This window comes from Komagataeibacter sp. NFXK3 (assembly GCF_054182245.1).
Window position 1 is genome coordinate 19,025 of the sequence record NZ_JAPIVJ010000006.1, and the last position, 13,244, is coordinate 32,268.

At 65.1% G+C, this 13,244-nt stretch carries 15 protein-coding genes; 9 read left to right on the forward strand and 6 right to left on the reverse strand.

Annotated elements, in window-relative coordinates; all coding sequences use genetic code 11:
• Positions 1 to 101 precede the first annotated feature (101 nt).
• A complete protein-coding gene (locus OQZ28_RS08135) occupies positions 102 to 674 on the reverse strand; it encodes a sigma-70 family RNA polymerase sigma factor (protein ID WP_130729978.1) in 573 nt (190 codons plus the stop codon).
• Between the two features lie 105 nt (positions 675 to 779).
• Complete coding sequence (locus tag OQZ28_RS08140; RefSeq protein ID WP_458135775.1) at positions 780 to 1,259, reverse strand: sigma-70 family RNA polymerase sigma factor; 480 nt, start codon at positions 1,257 to 1,259, stop codon at positions 780 to 782.
• Between the two features lie 139 nt (positions 1,260 to 1,398).
• Here OQZ28_RS08140 and OQZ28_RS08145 point away from each other — a divergent pair, with 139 nt between their 5' ends.
• The 3 genes from OQZ28_RS08145 (at position 1,399) to OQZ28_RS08155 (ending at position 5,524) form a co-directional block, all read left to right on the forward strand.
• Positions 1,399 to 2,139, forward strand: a complete 741-nt coding sequence (locus OQZ28_RS08145; RefSeq protein WP_061272669.1) for a response regulator — start codon at positions 1,399 to 1,401, stop codon at positions 2,137 to 2,139.
• Between the two features lie 125 nt (positions 2,140 to 2,264).
• Positions 2,265 to 3,644, forward strand: coding sequence for an alpha,alpha-trehalose-phosphate synthase (UDP-forming) (locus OQZ28_RS08150; RefSeq protein ID WP_458135776.1), 1,380 nt, complete (start codon positions 2,265 to 2,267; stop codon positions 3,642 to 3,644).
• Between the two features lie 53 nt (positions 3,645 to 3,697).
• Positions 3,698 to 5,524 (forward strand): ABC-F family ATP-binding cassette domain-containing protein, encoded by a 1,827-nt coding sequence (locus OQZ28_RS08155; RefSeq protein ID WP_458135777.1) that lies wholly within the window; start codon positions 3,698 to 3,700, stop codon positions 5,522 to 5,524.
• On the opposite strand, the gene OQZ28_RS08160 is transcribed toward OQZ28_RS08155, so the two are convergent.
• Entirely contained in the window at positions 5,512 to 6,513 is a 1,002-nt protein-coding gene (locus OQZ28_RS08160) for a Gfo/Idh/MocA family protein (protein WP_458135778.1), read from the reverse strand. The two genes, OQZ28_RS08155 and OQZ28_RS08160, sit on opposite strands and share 13 nt — an antisense overlap.
• A gap of 292 nt (positions 6,514 to 6,805) precedes the next feature.
• Between OQZ28_RS08160 and secD the strand changes: the two genes are divergently transcribed.
• Both secD and secF read left to right on the forward strand, forming a co-directional pair.
• Positions 6,806 to 8,356, forward strand: a complete 1,551-nt coding sequence (gene secD, locus OQZ28_RS08165) for a protein translocase subunit SecD (protein ID WP_130729983.1) — start codon at positions 6,806 to 6,808, stop codon at positions 8,354 to 8,356.
• A gap of 13 nt (positions 8,357 to 8,369) precedes the next feature.
• Positions 8,370 to 9,320 carry a protein translocase subunit SecF gene (secF, locus tag OQZ28_RS08170; protein ID WP_130730221.1) on the forward strand — a complete coding sequence of 317 codons (951 nt, stop codon included), beginning with the start codon at positions 8,370 to 8,372 and terminating at the stop codon, positions 9,318 to 9,320.
• A gap of 74 nt (positions 9,321 to 9,394) precedes the next feature.
• Here the strand turns inward: secF and OQZ28_RS08175 are convergent, their stop codons facing one another.
• Both OQZ28_RS08175 and mscL read right to left on the reverse strand, forming a co-directional pair.
• Complete coding sequence (locus OQZ28_RS08175; protein WP_458135779.1) at positions 9,395 to 9,847, reverse strand: hypothetical protein; 453 nt, start codon at positions 9,845 to 9,847, stop codon at positions 9,395 to 9,397.
• A 237-nt stretch (positions 9,848 to 10,084) separates the two neighbouring features.
• Entirely contained in the window at positions 10,085 to 10,594 is a 510-nt protein-coding gene (gene mscL, locus OQZ28_RS08180) for a large conductance mechanosensitive channel protein MscL (protein ID WP_078526841.1), read from the reverse strand.
• Between the two features lie 249 nt (positions 10,595 to 10,843).
• Between mscL and rpmE the strand changes: the two genes are divergently transcribed.
• The 3 genes from rpmE (at position 10,844) to OQZ28_RS08195 (ending at position 12,656) form a co-directional block, all read left to right on the forward strand.
• On the forward strand, positions 10,844 to 11,074 hold the full coding sequence (gene rpmE / locus OQZ28_RS08185) for a 50S ribosomal protein L31 (RefSeq protein WP_061272648.1): 231 nt from the start codon (positions 10,844 to 10,846) through the stop codon (positions 11,072 to 11,074).
• Between the two features lie 185 nt (positions 11,075 to 11,259).
• Positions 11,260 to 11,766, forward strand: a complete 507-nt coding sequence (locus OQZ28_RS08190; RefSeq protein ID WP_458135780.1) for an Hsp20 family protein — start codon at positions 11,260 to 11,262, stop codon at positions 11,764 to 11,766.
• A gap of 302 nt (positions 11,767 to 12,068) precedes the next feature.
• A complete protein-coding gene (locus tag OQZ28_RS08195) occupies positions 12,069 to 12,656 on the forward strand; it encodes a DUF1013 domain-containing protein (protein WP_130729986.1) in 588 nt (195 codons plus the stop codon).
• Between the two features lie 52 nt (positions 12,657 to 12,708).
• Here the strand turns inward: OQZ28_RS08195 and OQZ28_RS08200 are convergent, their stop codons facing one another.
• Positions 12,709 to 12,879, reverse strand: coding sequence for a YdcH family protein (locus OQZ28_RS08200; protein WP_078526835.1), 171 nt, complete (start codon positions 12,877 to 12,879; stop codon positions 12,709 to 12,711).
• 159 nt (positions 12,880 to 13,038) lie between these two features.
• Here OQZ28_RS08200 and OQZ28_RS08205 point away from each other — a divergent pair, with 159 nt between their 5' ends.
• Entirely contained in the window at positions 13,039 to 13,239 is a 201-nt protein-coding gene (locus tag OQZ28_RS08205; protein WP_061272640.1) for a YdcH family protein, read from the forward strand.
• Positions 13,240 to 13,244: the final 5 nt, after the last annotated feature.

Genomic DNA, 13,244 nt, shown 5'->3' on the forward strand with positions numbered 1-13,244 from the left:
TGCCAGGGCCGCATCATTACCCTGTAGACTCCCGAGGCACTGACGAAGGTATCCGTGTCAGTGCCATATTCACGCCATAATTCAAAGTGGGAATTCCCGTCTCAGGCCGATGCCGTGTTCGTAGCCACACGGGCCTGCGTGCGCGAGCGCAGGCGCTGCACCGCCCCGCGCAGTTCAACGGTGGAGATATCGCGCTCCTCGCCATACAGCCACGTGGCGAGCTGGCGGCGGGCACGGAACACGCGGCTCTTGGCGGTGCCCACGGCGCAGCTGGTTGCGGCGGCAAGCTCGTCATAGCTCATGCCCTGCATCACCACGAGCACCAGCGCCTCGCGCTGGTCGGCGGGCAGGCGGTTCATGGCCTCGGCCAGTTCCTTGACCATCAGGCGTTCTTCATGCGCGCCGCTGCCGGCCATGCTGGATGCGGGCACATCCTCGATATTGCCGGTCTCGCGCTTCTTGCGCAGGTCGGAAATGAAACGGTTGCGCAGGATGCGGTGCATCCAGGCCGAGAAATTGGTGCCCGGCGTAAAGCTGTGCTGGGCGGCCAGCGCATTGCACACGGCATCCTGCACCAGGTCATCGGCTGCCGCCCGGTTGCGCGTGAGCGACAGGGCCTGCACGCGCAGTCGGGGCAGGATTGCAATCATCTGGTCATGAAAGCTGCTGGTCATTTTCATCTCCCCTGTTTCGTCGTTCATGCCAGTGCAATGAACGGGAGGAATGAAAGGTTACATTTTCCATGTAACGAAAACGCGAGCACCGCGCGACAGTTCCCTTCAGCCTTCGCCGCCGGAGCCCGCCTGCATGTAGTCCATGATCTGGGCTCGCGCGCGTGACACGCGGGCCTTGAGCGTACCCACCGTAACACCGCATACATGGGCGGCCTCGGCATAGGTCATTTCCTGCACGCCCACGAGCACCAGCGCCTCGCGCAGGCGGGGGGTGAGTTGCCAGATCGCGCCATTGAGGTCGCGCAGCACGTCGGCCTCCCCCGCGCCAGTGCCGCTTTCGGCCTGGTCGGGGCGCAGGGCATAATCCGACATCACATCACGCTCGCGCCGCCCCTTGCGCGCCTGCTCGTAAAACAGGTTGCGCGCGATGGTATAAAGCCACGCCTTCATGCTGGTGCCCAGCGTGAACTGCTCGAGCGCGCCGAGCGCGCGCAGCACGGTTTCCTGCACCAGGTCATCCGCCGCCGCGGGCTGTCCGGTCAGGAAACGGGCAAAACCACGCAATTGTGGCAGGAGAGACAGCATCTCCCCACGCAAGTGCGTGACCCGTGCCGGATCAGATGGTATTCTTGATTCCAGTTTGTTTACTCTTCAACTCTTGCAGCACAGCCTAACGCTGTCATGATCCGGAGTGTAACAGTTTATCTGGGGAGATGAATGCCTCATGCCGCTATCACGGCGTCAAGACCTGCTTCGCGCCCTGCCCTATGCCCGGCGTTACGCCCGTGCGTTATGTGGCAGCCAGTCGAGCGGCGACCTTCTGGTGGCCGAAAGCCTGCGCGAACTCATGGCGGTGGATGACCCCACCCTGCCACCGCGGCTACGCCTTTACCAATGGATTTCGCGCCACCATGCCCAGCACGGCGCGCAGGACGCGAAGGCGGGCGGCATGCCGCCACTGGCGCGCAAGCTGCTCCTGCTCACCTCGCTCGAGGAACTCAGCGTGGCGGACGCCGCCCGCGTGCTGGCCATTGCCCAGCCGCAGGCCGCCGCCATGCTGGAGGATGCCCATGCCCGCCTGCGCTCATGCGCCCAGACCAGCGTGCTGATCATCGAGGATGAACCGATCATCGCGATGGATATCGAGGAACTGGTGCGCCAGTGCGGCCACACCATTGCCGGTGTTGCCAGCAGCGAGGAAGAGGCCGTGCGCCTTGCGCGCGAGACCCGGCCCGGCCTGATCCTGGCCGACATCAACCTTGGCGATGGCGGCGACGGGATGAAGGCCGTCTCGGCCATATTGCAGCACCAGGATATTCCGATCATCTTCGTCACCGCCTACCCCGAGCGGCTGCTCACGGGCGATACGATCGAGCCGGCCTTTGTCATCACCAAGCCGTTCGAGCCGCTGACGCTGGCGGTCTCCACCTATCAGGCCGTATCGGGCGGCGTGCCGCTGAACTGACAAAGCCGCATGCCAGTCCCGGCGCAACCGGCATCCCGCTGGCCGGCCAGATGTGTATGCTCCCCCTGTCGTGCTGCCGGACGAAGCTGGGCCGCCATGCGACTGCTGAGTGAAGAGAGGGCAGAATGAAACGGCTGGTCATCGTCTCCAATCGCGTTCCCGTTCCCAAGGAGGGGCTGCGGCCCGGTGGCCTCGCGGTGGTGCTCAAGGACCTGCTGGCCCGCCAGGGCGGCATGTGGTTTGGCTGGAACGGCACCTGCCACCCCGACGCCGCCCACCTGCCGCCTGAACACCAGCTGGCCGAAGGGGTGGAATACGCCACCATCGGCCTCACCCCCGCCGAGCACCGCAATTATTACACCGGTTTTTCCAACGCCACGCTGTGGCCGCTCATGCATTCGCTGCCCGAGCACATCCATTTCGAGCGCCGCGAGCTTGAAACCTACTGGTCGGTCAACCAGCGCTTCTGCGAGAACCTGCTGCCCCTGCTGCGGCCTGATGACATCATCTGGATTCACGACTACCACCTGCTGCCGCTGCCCGCCCTGCTGCGCCGCAATGGCGTGCGCCAGCCCATCGGCTTCTTCCTGCACACGCCCTTCCCCGCGCCCGACATGCTGGCCACCGCGCCCGATGGCGGCACCTTCCTGCGCGACCTGCTCAAGGCGGACCTGCTGGGATTCCAGACCGCCGATGACACCGCCAATTTCATCTTTGCCGCCACCCGCACGGCAGGCGCGGTCCTTGAAGGTGAAGACACGCTGGTGTTCGAAGGCCATACGGTGCGCGTGGGCACCTTTCCCGTCGAGATCGACCCGCAGGCCTTTGCCCGCGTTGCCGCCGCGACCGCCGATTCGCAGGACCTGAAGCGCCTTTCAGGCTCGCTGGCGGGGCGCAAGCTGATCTTTGGCGTGGACCGCATGGACCCCACCAAGGGGCTGGACCACCGGCTGGCGGGCTACGAGCGCATGCTCGAGACCTACCCCGAACGCGAGCGGCAGGTCACCTTTTTGCAGATCGCGGCCGAAAGCCGCACCGAGGTCGAATCCTACAAGGCGCTGCGCAGGAAGCTCGAGCACCAGATCGGCAAGCTCAACGCCCATCGCGGCCAGGCGGACTGGACGCCGCTGCGCTTCCTCACCCGCGGCAGCCCGCGCCCCACGGTGGCAGGCTACATGCGCCTGGCCGATATCGGCTACATCACCCCGCTGCGCGATGGCATGAACCTCGTGGCCAAGGAGTTCATCGCAGCCCAGGACCCCGCGAACCCCGGCGTGCTCATCCTGTCGCGGCTGGCAGGCGCAGCCAACCAGCTTGACGCGGCCCTGCTGGTCAACCCGCTCGACCATGACGGCATGGCCGATGCGCTCGAGCAGGCGCTGGCCATGTCCGCTGCCGAAAAGCGTGAACGCTGGCAGGCGTGCTGGAACGCCATCGCCAACCGCACCGCGCTGGGCTGGGGGCTGTCCTTCCTCAGGCTGCTCGAAAGCACCGCGCGCAAATAGGGGTTGCCCACACGGACCTTGCGCCCCGCCCGTGTGACACGACATAAGCGGGTATGGCTCCTCCTCCCCTTCTCCTCCTCCAGGATATTACCCTGACCCTTGGCGGCGCGCCGCTGCTTGATGGCGCGGGGTTTGGCATCGGCCCCGGCGAGCGGGTCTGCCTTGTCGGGCGCAATGGCTGCGGCAAGTCCACCCTGCTGCGCATTGCGGCGGGCGAGATCCAGGCCGATTCCGGCACGGTCTTCCTCCAGCCCGGCACCACGGTGCGCTACCTGCCGCAGGAGCCCGACCTGTCGGGCTTTGCCACCACGCTGGATTACGTGCGCGCGGGCATGGGGCCGAACGACCCGGAATACCGCGCCGAACTGCTGCTGGGCGAACTCGGCCTGAACGGCACGGAAGACCCCTCGACCCTCTCGGGGGGCGAGGCACGCCGCTGCGCGCTCGCCCGCGCGCTGGCCCCCGAGCCGGACCTGCTTCTGCTCGATGAGCCGACCAACCACCTCGACATGCCCACCATTGAATGGCTGGAGCGTGAATTGCTCTCGCTCTCATCGGCCATGGTCATCATCAGCCATGACCGCCGCCTGCTTGAAACCCTGTCACGCTCGGTGGTGTGGCTTGACCGTGGGGTGACCCGCAGGCTCGACCAGGGCTTTGCCCGCTTCGAGACCTGGCGTGAGGAGGTGCTGGAGCAGGAGGAACGCGACAGCCACAAGCTCGACCGCCAGATCGCGCGCGAGGAAGACTGGATGCGCTACGGCGTGACCGCACGCCGCAAGCGCAACGTGCGCCGCGTGGCCGAGCTGGCCGAACTGCGCAACCAGCGCCGCACTGCCATCCGCCCGCAAGGTGGCCTGAAGATGGAAGCCCGCGAGAGCGACCTTTCGGGAAAGCTGGTCGCGGTGGCAGAGGATGTGTGCCGCGCCTACGACCCCGCCCACCCCGTGGTCAGCCACCTTGACCTGCGCGTGCTGCGCCGCGACAGGCTGGGCATCGTGGGGGCGAACGGCGCGGGCAAGAGTACGCTCCTGCGCCTGCTCACCGGGCAGGACCAGCCGGATTCGGGCACGATCAATATTGGCAGCGCGCTCTCGGTCGTAACCCTGGACCAGCAGCGCCGCACGCTCGACCCCAGGGCCACCCTGGCCGATACGCTGACCGGCGGCGGTGGCGACATGGTGCAGGTGGGCGACGAGAAGCGTCATGTCATTGGCTACATGAAGGACTTCCTGTTCCGCCCCGAGCAGGCACGCACCCCGGTAGGCGTGCTCTCAGGTGGTGAGCGCGGGCGGCTGATGCTGGCCTGCGCGCTGGCGCGGCCGTCGAACCTGCTGGTGCTCGATGAGCCGACCAACGACCTCGACCTTGAAACGCTCGACCTGCTGCAGGAGATGCTCGCCGCCTATTCCGGCACGGTGCTGCTTGTCAGCCATGACCGTGACTTCCTCGACCGGGTCGCCTCCTCCATCCTGATGGCCGAAGGGGGTGGCAGATGGGTGGAATATGCCGGTGGCTACAGCGACATGCTGGCCCAGCGGCAGGATGCAACCCTCGCCGCCCGCCCCCGCGCCGAGCGCAGTGAGGCCGCCCCCGCCCAGACCGATGTCACGCCCAGCGCCTCGCCCCGCCAGCCTGCCCGCAAGATGACCTACAAGGACAAGCATGCGCTCGAGCAGCTGCCGGGACAGATGGCAGCCCTTGAGGCGGAAATCGCACGCCTGCGGGCCATACTGAGCGATGGCGGGCTTTATGCCCGCGACCCCGCGGCCTTCACCGCCGCGACGGCCGCGCTGGAAAAGGCGCAGGCCGACCTTACGGCAGCCGAGGAACGCTGGCTGGAACTTGAAATGCTGCGCGAGACGCTTCAGTCCTCCTGAACGGGGGGAATGATCAGCCCCGACGCCTCCATCCGCGCCCGTGTCGCGGCAATGCCCTGCGTTACCGCAAGGGCTGCCGCCAGCGCCCGGCGGCCTGCCGCGCCATCAACCAGCACTTTTGCGCCATCAAGGCAGGATGCGGCAAAGGCGGCATGCTCGGCGGCCAGCGTGTCATGGTCGCGCCATGTGACCGATTCGCGGCGGAAGCCGCCAGTGCCCGGCAGCGGCAGGCCGCGCTCGCGCCCGATCATGGTCAGCTCGCGCTTCATGAAATCGGCGGAGAGATAACCCTCCTGCGAGAACACGCGCATGCGCCGCTCGGTCTTGAGCGAGATGCGGCTCGCCGCAATCGTGGCGACACAGCCATTTTCAAACCGCACGCGGGCATTGGCGATATCCTCGAACGGCGAACTCACCGCCGCCCCCAGCGCGTCCACGCTCTCGATCGGGCTGTCGACAATGGCCAGCACCAGGTCAAGGTCATGGATCATTAGGTCAAGGATGACCGATACATCCGTGCCGCGCGGCTTGTAGGGCGCGATGCGGGTCGCTTCGATATAGAGCGGGCGGGTGATGCGCTCGGTAATGGCCCGGTGCTCGGCGGAATAGCGCAGCAGGTGGCCCACCTGCAGCACCACGCCATGCCTGTGCGCCAGGTGCATCAGCTCATCGGCCTGCTCCAGCGTCGCGGCCATGGGTTTTTCCACCAGCACGTGCTTTCCGGTCGCAAGGGCTTCGCGGGCCAGGTCGAAATGATATTCCGCCGGCGCCGCCACGATGATCGCATCGGAACGGGCCAGCAGGTCGGGGTAGGACAGCACCGGCACGCCCCCGGCCTCATCAGCCACCCTGCGCGCCCGCGCGGCGTCGGGGTCATGGATGCCCACGAGTTCCTCCCGCGCGCCAGACAGCACCTTGAGCGCATGGAAGCGGCCAAAATGCCCCGCCCCCGCAATGCCGATGCGTAACCGCCGTGCTGCCTGCACCATGTCCTGCCTTTCCTGCGTGCCGTTCTTCCGGGGTCGTTTCAAAACGACCATGCCTTTGAAACACCCCTGCCGGATTAGCAGCCAGCACGGCGATAGCCCACCCCCGTCCTGCCCGCCTGCCGCCCCCAATGCGGCAAAACGGCAACGCCGGGCAGGCGCTCGGCGCATCAGCGGTTGCATCATCGGGCGTGGGGCGGCATGTTCCCGCACTGATTTTACGTGCACACGACACATTGACCATGCCGGGCAAGGGAACCGGCTCAGCCGGGCGCAGGGAGCTTTCCATCAAGTCATGATGTATTACAGTCGGCTCAGAATGGCTTCGGTCATTGGCGTATGTCTGGTCGGGCTGGCGCTGTGCCTGCCCAATTTCATCCGCCAGCCCAGCCCCGCCCTGCCCTGGCGCCAGATCCACCTGGGCCTTGACCTGCGTGGCGGCTCATACCTGCTTTTGCAGGTGGACATGGCCAGCGTGACCGCCGACAGGCTGCGCGGCCTGCAGGATGAAACCCGCCAGACCCTGCTCAAGGCCGGGCTGGGCTACCGCAACCTCGCCACCGGCCCGCATGACGTGACCTTCACGCCCCGCACGCCCGACGAGGCCCAGCCCGACCTCAAGGCGCTGCGCGCCATGCCGATGAACGCGCCGGGCGAGTTCCAGGTGGAACAGGGCGAAGGCGGCCAGATCGCCATCACGCTCTCCGCCGATGCCGCCCGCCAGCGCGCCTATGATGCGGTCACCCAGTCCATCGAGATCGTGCGCCGCCGCATTGACGCCACCGGCGCCATCGACCCCGAGATCACCCGCCAGGGCGAGGACCGGATCATTGTGGAACTGCCCGGCATCAGCGACCCCGAGCGGGTGAAAAACCTGCTTGGCACCACGGCGAAGATGACCTTCCACCTCGTGGCCGATTCCGCCATTGGCTCCGCCGTGCCGCCCGCTGGCGTGGAAATGCTGCCCATGAGCGATGGACAGGGCACGCTGCCGGTGTTCTCGCACGTGGATGTGGATGGCGCCGACCTGACCAATGCCAGCGCCTCGATCGACCCGCAGGGCGGCGAATGGGCGGTGAACTTCACCTTCGATTCGACCGGCGCGCAGGAATTTGGCGATGTCACCCGCGCCAATGTGGGCAAGCGCTTCGCCATCGTGCTCGATAACAAGGTGATCGAGGCCCCGGTCATCCGCACCGCCATTACCGGCGGCAACGGCCAGATTACGGGTGGCTTCTCCGCCCAGCAGGCCACCGACATCGCCCTGCTGCTGCGCGCGGGCGCCCTGCCCGCCCCGCTCAACGTGATCGAGCAGCGCTCCATCGGCCCCTCGCTCGGTGCTGATTCGATCCGGGCGGGCGGCTACAGCCTTGCAGCCGGTTTCGTGCTCGTGATCGCGTTCATGGCGCTGTTCTATGGCCGGTTCGGCTGGTACGCCAACATTGCCCTGCTGGCCAACCTGGTGCTGATGACCGCCATCCTCTCGCTCTTCGAGGCCACACTGACCCTGCCGGGCATGGCGGGCATGCTGCTGACCCTGGGCATGGCGGTGGATGCCAACATCCTGATCAACGAGCGCATCCGCGAGGAAGTGGCCCGTGGCCGCAGCGCGCTGCAGGCCATGCAGGCAGGCTTCGAACGCGCGACCGCCACCATCGTGGACAGTAACGCAACCGCCCTGCTGGCGCATGTGATGCTGTTCGTTTTCGGAACCGGGCCGGTGCGCGGCTTCGCGCTGACCATCACGATTGGTATCGTGACGACCCTGTTTACCACCCTTCTCCTTTCCCGGATGCTGATGGTGCGCTGGTATGCCCGCACACGCCCCAGCACCCTGCCGGTCTGAGGCGCGCCGAATGATGTTTGATCGTCCCCTCCTTCGGTTCGTGCCGCGTGGCACGAAAATCAACTTCATGCGCGGGCGTTTTATCGGGCTGGCCACGTCCGCCGTGCTGTCCATCGCCTCGCTGATCCTGTTCTTCCACCCCGGGCTGACGCTGGGGCTGGATTTCCGCGGTGGCATCGTGGTCGAGGCCCGCACGCAGGGACCGGCTGATTTCAACGTCATCCGCGCGGCCCTTGCCGCCCAGCATGTCTCGGCTGCGGGCGTGCAGTCCTTTGGCGGCCCCGATGACGTGCTGATCCGCCTCGACACGCCGCCTGACAGCGAGCCCGACCACGAGGCCCGCACGCAGGCCATGGTCGACTCCGTGCGCCATGCCATCGCCACCCTGCCCGGAGCCCAGGTGCTGCGGGCGGATGCGGTGGGGGCCTCGGTATCGAAGGAACTGTTCCGCAACGGCATGCTGGCGCTGGGCATCAGCCTGCTGATGATCCTGGCCTATATCTGGTTCCGTTTTGAGTGGGAGTTCGCGGTCAGCGCGGTGGTGACGCTGGTGCTGGACCTGACCAAGGCCATCGGCTTCCTGGTCATTACGCATTTCGAGTTCGATCTGGTGATGGTGGCCGCCATCCTGACCATCCTGGGCTATTCCACCAACGACAAGGTGGTGGTGTATGACCGCGTGCGCGAGAACCTGCGCAAATACCGCACCATGCCGCTGGCCGAGCTGATCGACCTCTCGATCAACGAGACGCTGAGCCGCACGCTGGGCACGTCATGCACCGTCTTTCTGGCCGCCCTACCGCTGGCCCTGTTTGGCGGGGCCAGCCTGTCCGGCTTTGCGTGGGTGATGCTGTTCGGGATCGTGGTGGGCACGTCGTCTTCCATCTTCATCGCAGCGCCCCTGCTGCTGCTGATGGGCGAGAAGCGGCTGCGGCGGGATGCACGACCGCCCGCGCGCTCCTGAGAATATGACCGATAAAAAGTAAAAGTTTCTGGGTGCCGCCTTTTTAAAAAAGCTTCACCAAAAAACTTTTCACACTATCTGGGGGCAGGTCCGGCCGATGGCGGCACGACCTGCCCTTTTGCATTGACGGGCATGAGCGGCGCACCGGGAAGGCAGCGCGGGGGCGCCACGCCATTGAGCGTTGAGGGATCGGGCTGGTTGGCGCAGGCCACCATCAGGGCCACGGCCTGCTGGCCCTCGCGGCGCGCGTGGCGCGAGGGCTTCTGCAGCACGGCCATGATCGTGTGCTTGCCGTATTTGAGCGAGGCCGCCATGTCATACACCTGCTGGCCCGACAGCCCGCCATCCTGCAGGCGGCTGACAAGGCTGCCCTCGGCCATGAAATAGGTCGAGACCAGCAGGTAATCCTGGGCCGGGCCGGGCAGGCGCGCCATGTCCGGGCGCTGCGGGCCATGGCAGCCCGCAAGCAGGCTGGCTACGGCCACAAGCAGCATGCCGGAACGGACATGTCGTCGAATATCAATCATGTAGCGCCAACCCTGTAACGGCTGTGAAAACTCTCTCATGCACAATGCATGCCCCGCGCCGTGACCAGGCCCGGGGAGCACGTCATGGCCATCGGGTTACACAAACGCCGCATCCGATCAACCCGCGCCTGCGATAGTGGGCACGCAGGCCACCGGGCACAAGGGCCCGAGAGGGCACAAAAAAACGGGCACCCCTTACAGGGTGCCCGTTCCTTGCGCTGCGCCCGGGGCGTGCGTTCAGGCCTTGGGAGCCTCGCCCTTCTGGGCGGCTTCGGTCTTGAGCACGTCGAGAATGTCCTGCAGCAGCAATTCGCTGCGCGGGGGTGCGGGCGGCGTTGCCGGCTTCTCGGCTTCTTTCTTCGCGGTCAGGCGGTTGATGACCTTGACCACCCAGAAAATCACGAAGCCGATGATGACGAACTGGATCACGGCATTGAGGAACAGGCCCACGTTCAGGGTAACGGCGCCTGCCTTCTGCGCATCGGCCAGCGTGGCCAGATGCGGGCCGCGCAGGGTGATGAACAGGTTGGTGAAGTCGATGCCGCCAATGAGCAGGCCAAGGATGGGGGTGAAGATATCCTTCACCAGGCTGTTCACGATGGCCGTGAAAGCCGCGCCGACGATAACACCGACCGCGAGGTCAACCACATTGCCACGCATGAGGAAGTTGCGGAATTCGCCCAGCCAACCGGGTACATGAATGTCCTTGACGTGCAGTTCAGGCACGTGATCCGGCAGTTTTGCCATTAACGCCAATCCTTTATTTCTCAGAAGATATTTACTCCTAGCAACATTGGGCGCGCGTGACGACTGCATCAACGCTGCTTTTTTGCCATTCCGCGCCCCTGATGCAACGCGGTAACACCCTGCCCGCCCGCAACAGGCGTGGGTTTTCTTGCCATCGGGTGTTGATCTCGGGCGCCCATCTCGTCTATAGGCCAGCCGAACATACGCCCCCGGTCGGCATCGGTGGGCCCAGCGCGAAAGTTGTTTGAAATGAAATCCGGCATCCACCCCGACTACCACGAAATCAATGTCATCATGACCGATGGCACCGAGTACAAGACCCGCTCCTGCTACGGCAAGCCGGGCGACACGCTCCGCCTCGACATCGACACCAAGTCCCACCCGGCGTGGACCGGCGTGCAGCGCATGATGGACACCGGGGGCCAGGTCGCCAAGTTCAACAAGAAGTTCGGCGCGCTGGGCCAGCGCAAGAAGGGCTGATAACCCTTACCTCCACCGAACATACACTGCGGTTACGGGCAATGCCCGGTCCCTTGAACGGGGGGCCGGGCATTCCCATGTCTGGACCATGCGAACGCCCGAGCGGGTTCGCATCTTTCCCAAAGTGCGGCTCGCTCGACCGAGGAGCCGCCTACCGCAGACCTTGCTTCATGGAGGTTTTGAACATGGCTTATGATTTCGCACCGCTGTTTCGCAGCGCGATCGGGTTTGACCGGCTGGCCCAGCTGGTCGATACGGCGGCCCAGAATCCGGTCAGTCCGTCCTACCCGCCCTATAATATCGAAAAACTGTCCGATGCCCGCTATGTCCTGACCATGGCGGTCGCAGGCTTCGGCCCCGATGACATCGAACTGACCGTGCAGGACAATACGCTGATCGTGGCCGGTCGCGTGGCGGAAAACACGCAGGACCGCGAGATGCTCCATCGCGGCATCGCCACCCGCGCTTTCGAGCGCCGCTTCGTGCTCGCCGACCATGTGGTGGTGGAAAAGGCGGACATGACCAACGGCCTGCTGCGCATCGCCGTGCGCCAGATCGTGCCCGAGGCGCTCAAGCCACGCCGCATTCCCATCTCCTCAGGGCAGGTCATGGAGGCCGCGCAGCCCGCGCCGGACTCCGTTGCAGCGCCTGCCATGACGGCCCAGCCCGCCGCGTGTGGCTGCGCGGCCTGAACAGGCCGATCAGGCAATGGCAGGGGCAGGCCAACCGGCTTGCCCCTCCTGTCGTGCAGGCTGCCCCTGGCCGGGCGGGCGGCGCATTGCCAATAGCCGGGGCTGATGGGTGCGAAACATCCGGCGCGGGCAGATTGAAGTCTTGACCTTTGGCGTCCTCAACCTTCATATCACTTCCACGAGTGTTTTCCGTTTCTGGCGCGCCAGCAGGTACGCACGGTTCCCGCTTCGGGATGGAGCCGTTTCAAACACCCTTTCAGGTGCCTGCGTGTGGCGCCACACGCTGTAGGACCTGAGTGACAATGACTGCCCTGCCCCTGATGCCCAAGGCAACCGCCGTGTGGCTTATTGAAAAAACGGCGCTGACCTTTACCCAGATTGCCGAATTCTGTGGAATGCACCCCCTTGAGGTGCAGGCCATCGCCGATGGCGAAGTGGCGCAGGGAATCGTGGGCTATGACCCGATTGCCAACCACCAGCTGACCCAGGCGGAAATCGACCGCTGCGAGAAAGATCCTGAGTCGCGCCTCAAGATCCTGCCGCCTGCCAACCCGATCAACCGCCGCTCGAAGGGCGCGCGTTACACGCCGGTGGCCAAGCGCAACGACCGGCCGGATGCGATTGCGTTCATCCTGCGCAACTTCCCGCAGCTGTCCGAGCAGCAGACCAGCAAGCTGCTGGGCACCACCAAGGACACGATCGAGAAAGTGCGCAGCAAGCAGCACTGGAACAGCCCCAACATCAAGCCGCGCGACCCCGTAACACTGGGCCTGTGCAGCCAGACCGACCTCAATGCCATGGTGGCCGCCGCCAATGAACGCCTTGCCCGTGAAGGCCAGGCCGTTCCCCCGCCGCTTGAACTTGATGACGACAGCGAGCACGCGCTGTAAGCCCTGACCGCCCGGCGGCATCAGCCACCGGGCGGAAAGCAGGGCTTTTTTTTCAGCCCAGCCTAGCCAGTCGCTCGATTTCTTCCTTTACGCGCAGTTTTTCCAGCTTGAGCCGCCTGATCGCGCCCTCATCGGGCAGCGGGCGGCGGTCTTCATCAAAAATGCGGGCATCAAGCCGCGCATGGCGAGTTTTGAGGCTGTTGATACGCGCTTCATACGACATGGAACCCTCCAGCGTCCTTGCTACGACCCGATCAGGCTAGACCAGACGCGCAGGCAAATTCCATGTTAAAATTGCAGGTCGTGGGGCAGGGTGCGCATTTCGCCTTTTGGCGCGGATATGCTTAGACTAGGGCCCTGCCCACCGAACAGATGAGCCGCCATGCTGACAGATCGCGAGACCCTCCTTCGCAAGCTGCATGAACTGCGCAGCGAACATCGTGACCTTGATACGGTCATAAGCCGCATGGCGCTGCAGATATCAGACCAGTTGCAGCTGCAACGGCTGAAAAAACGCAAGCTGCTGCTCAAGGACGAGATCACCTGGCTGGAAAGCCGCCTGATCCCCGACAGTATTGCCTGACGACC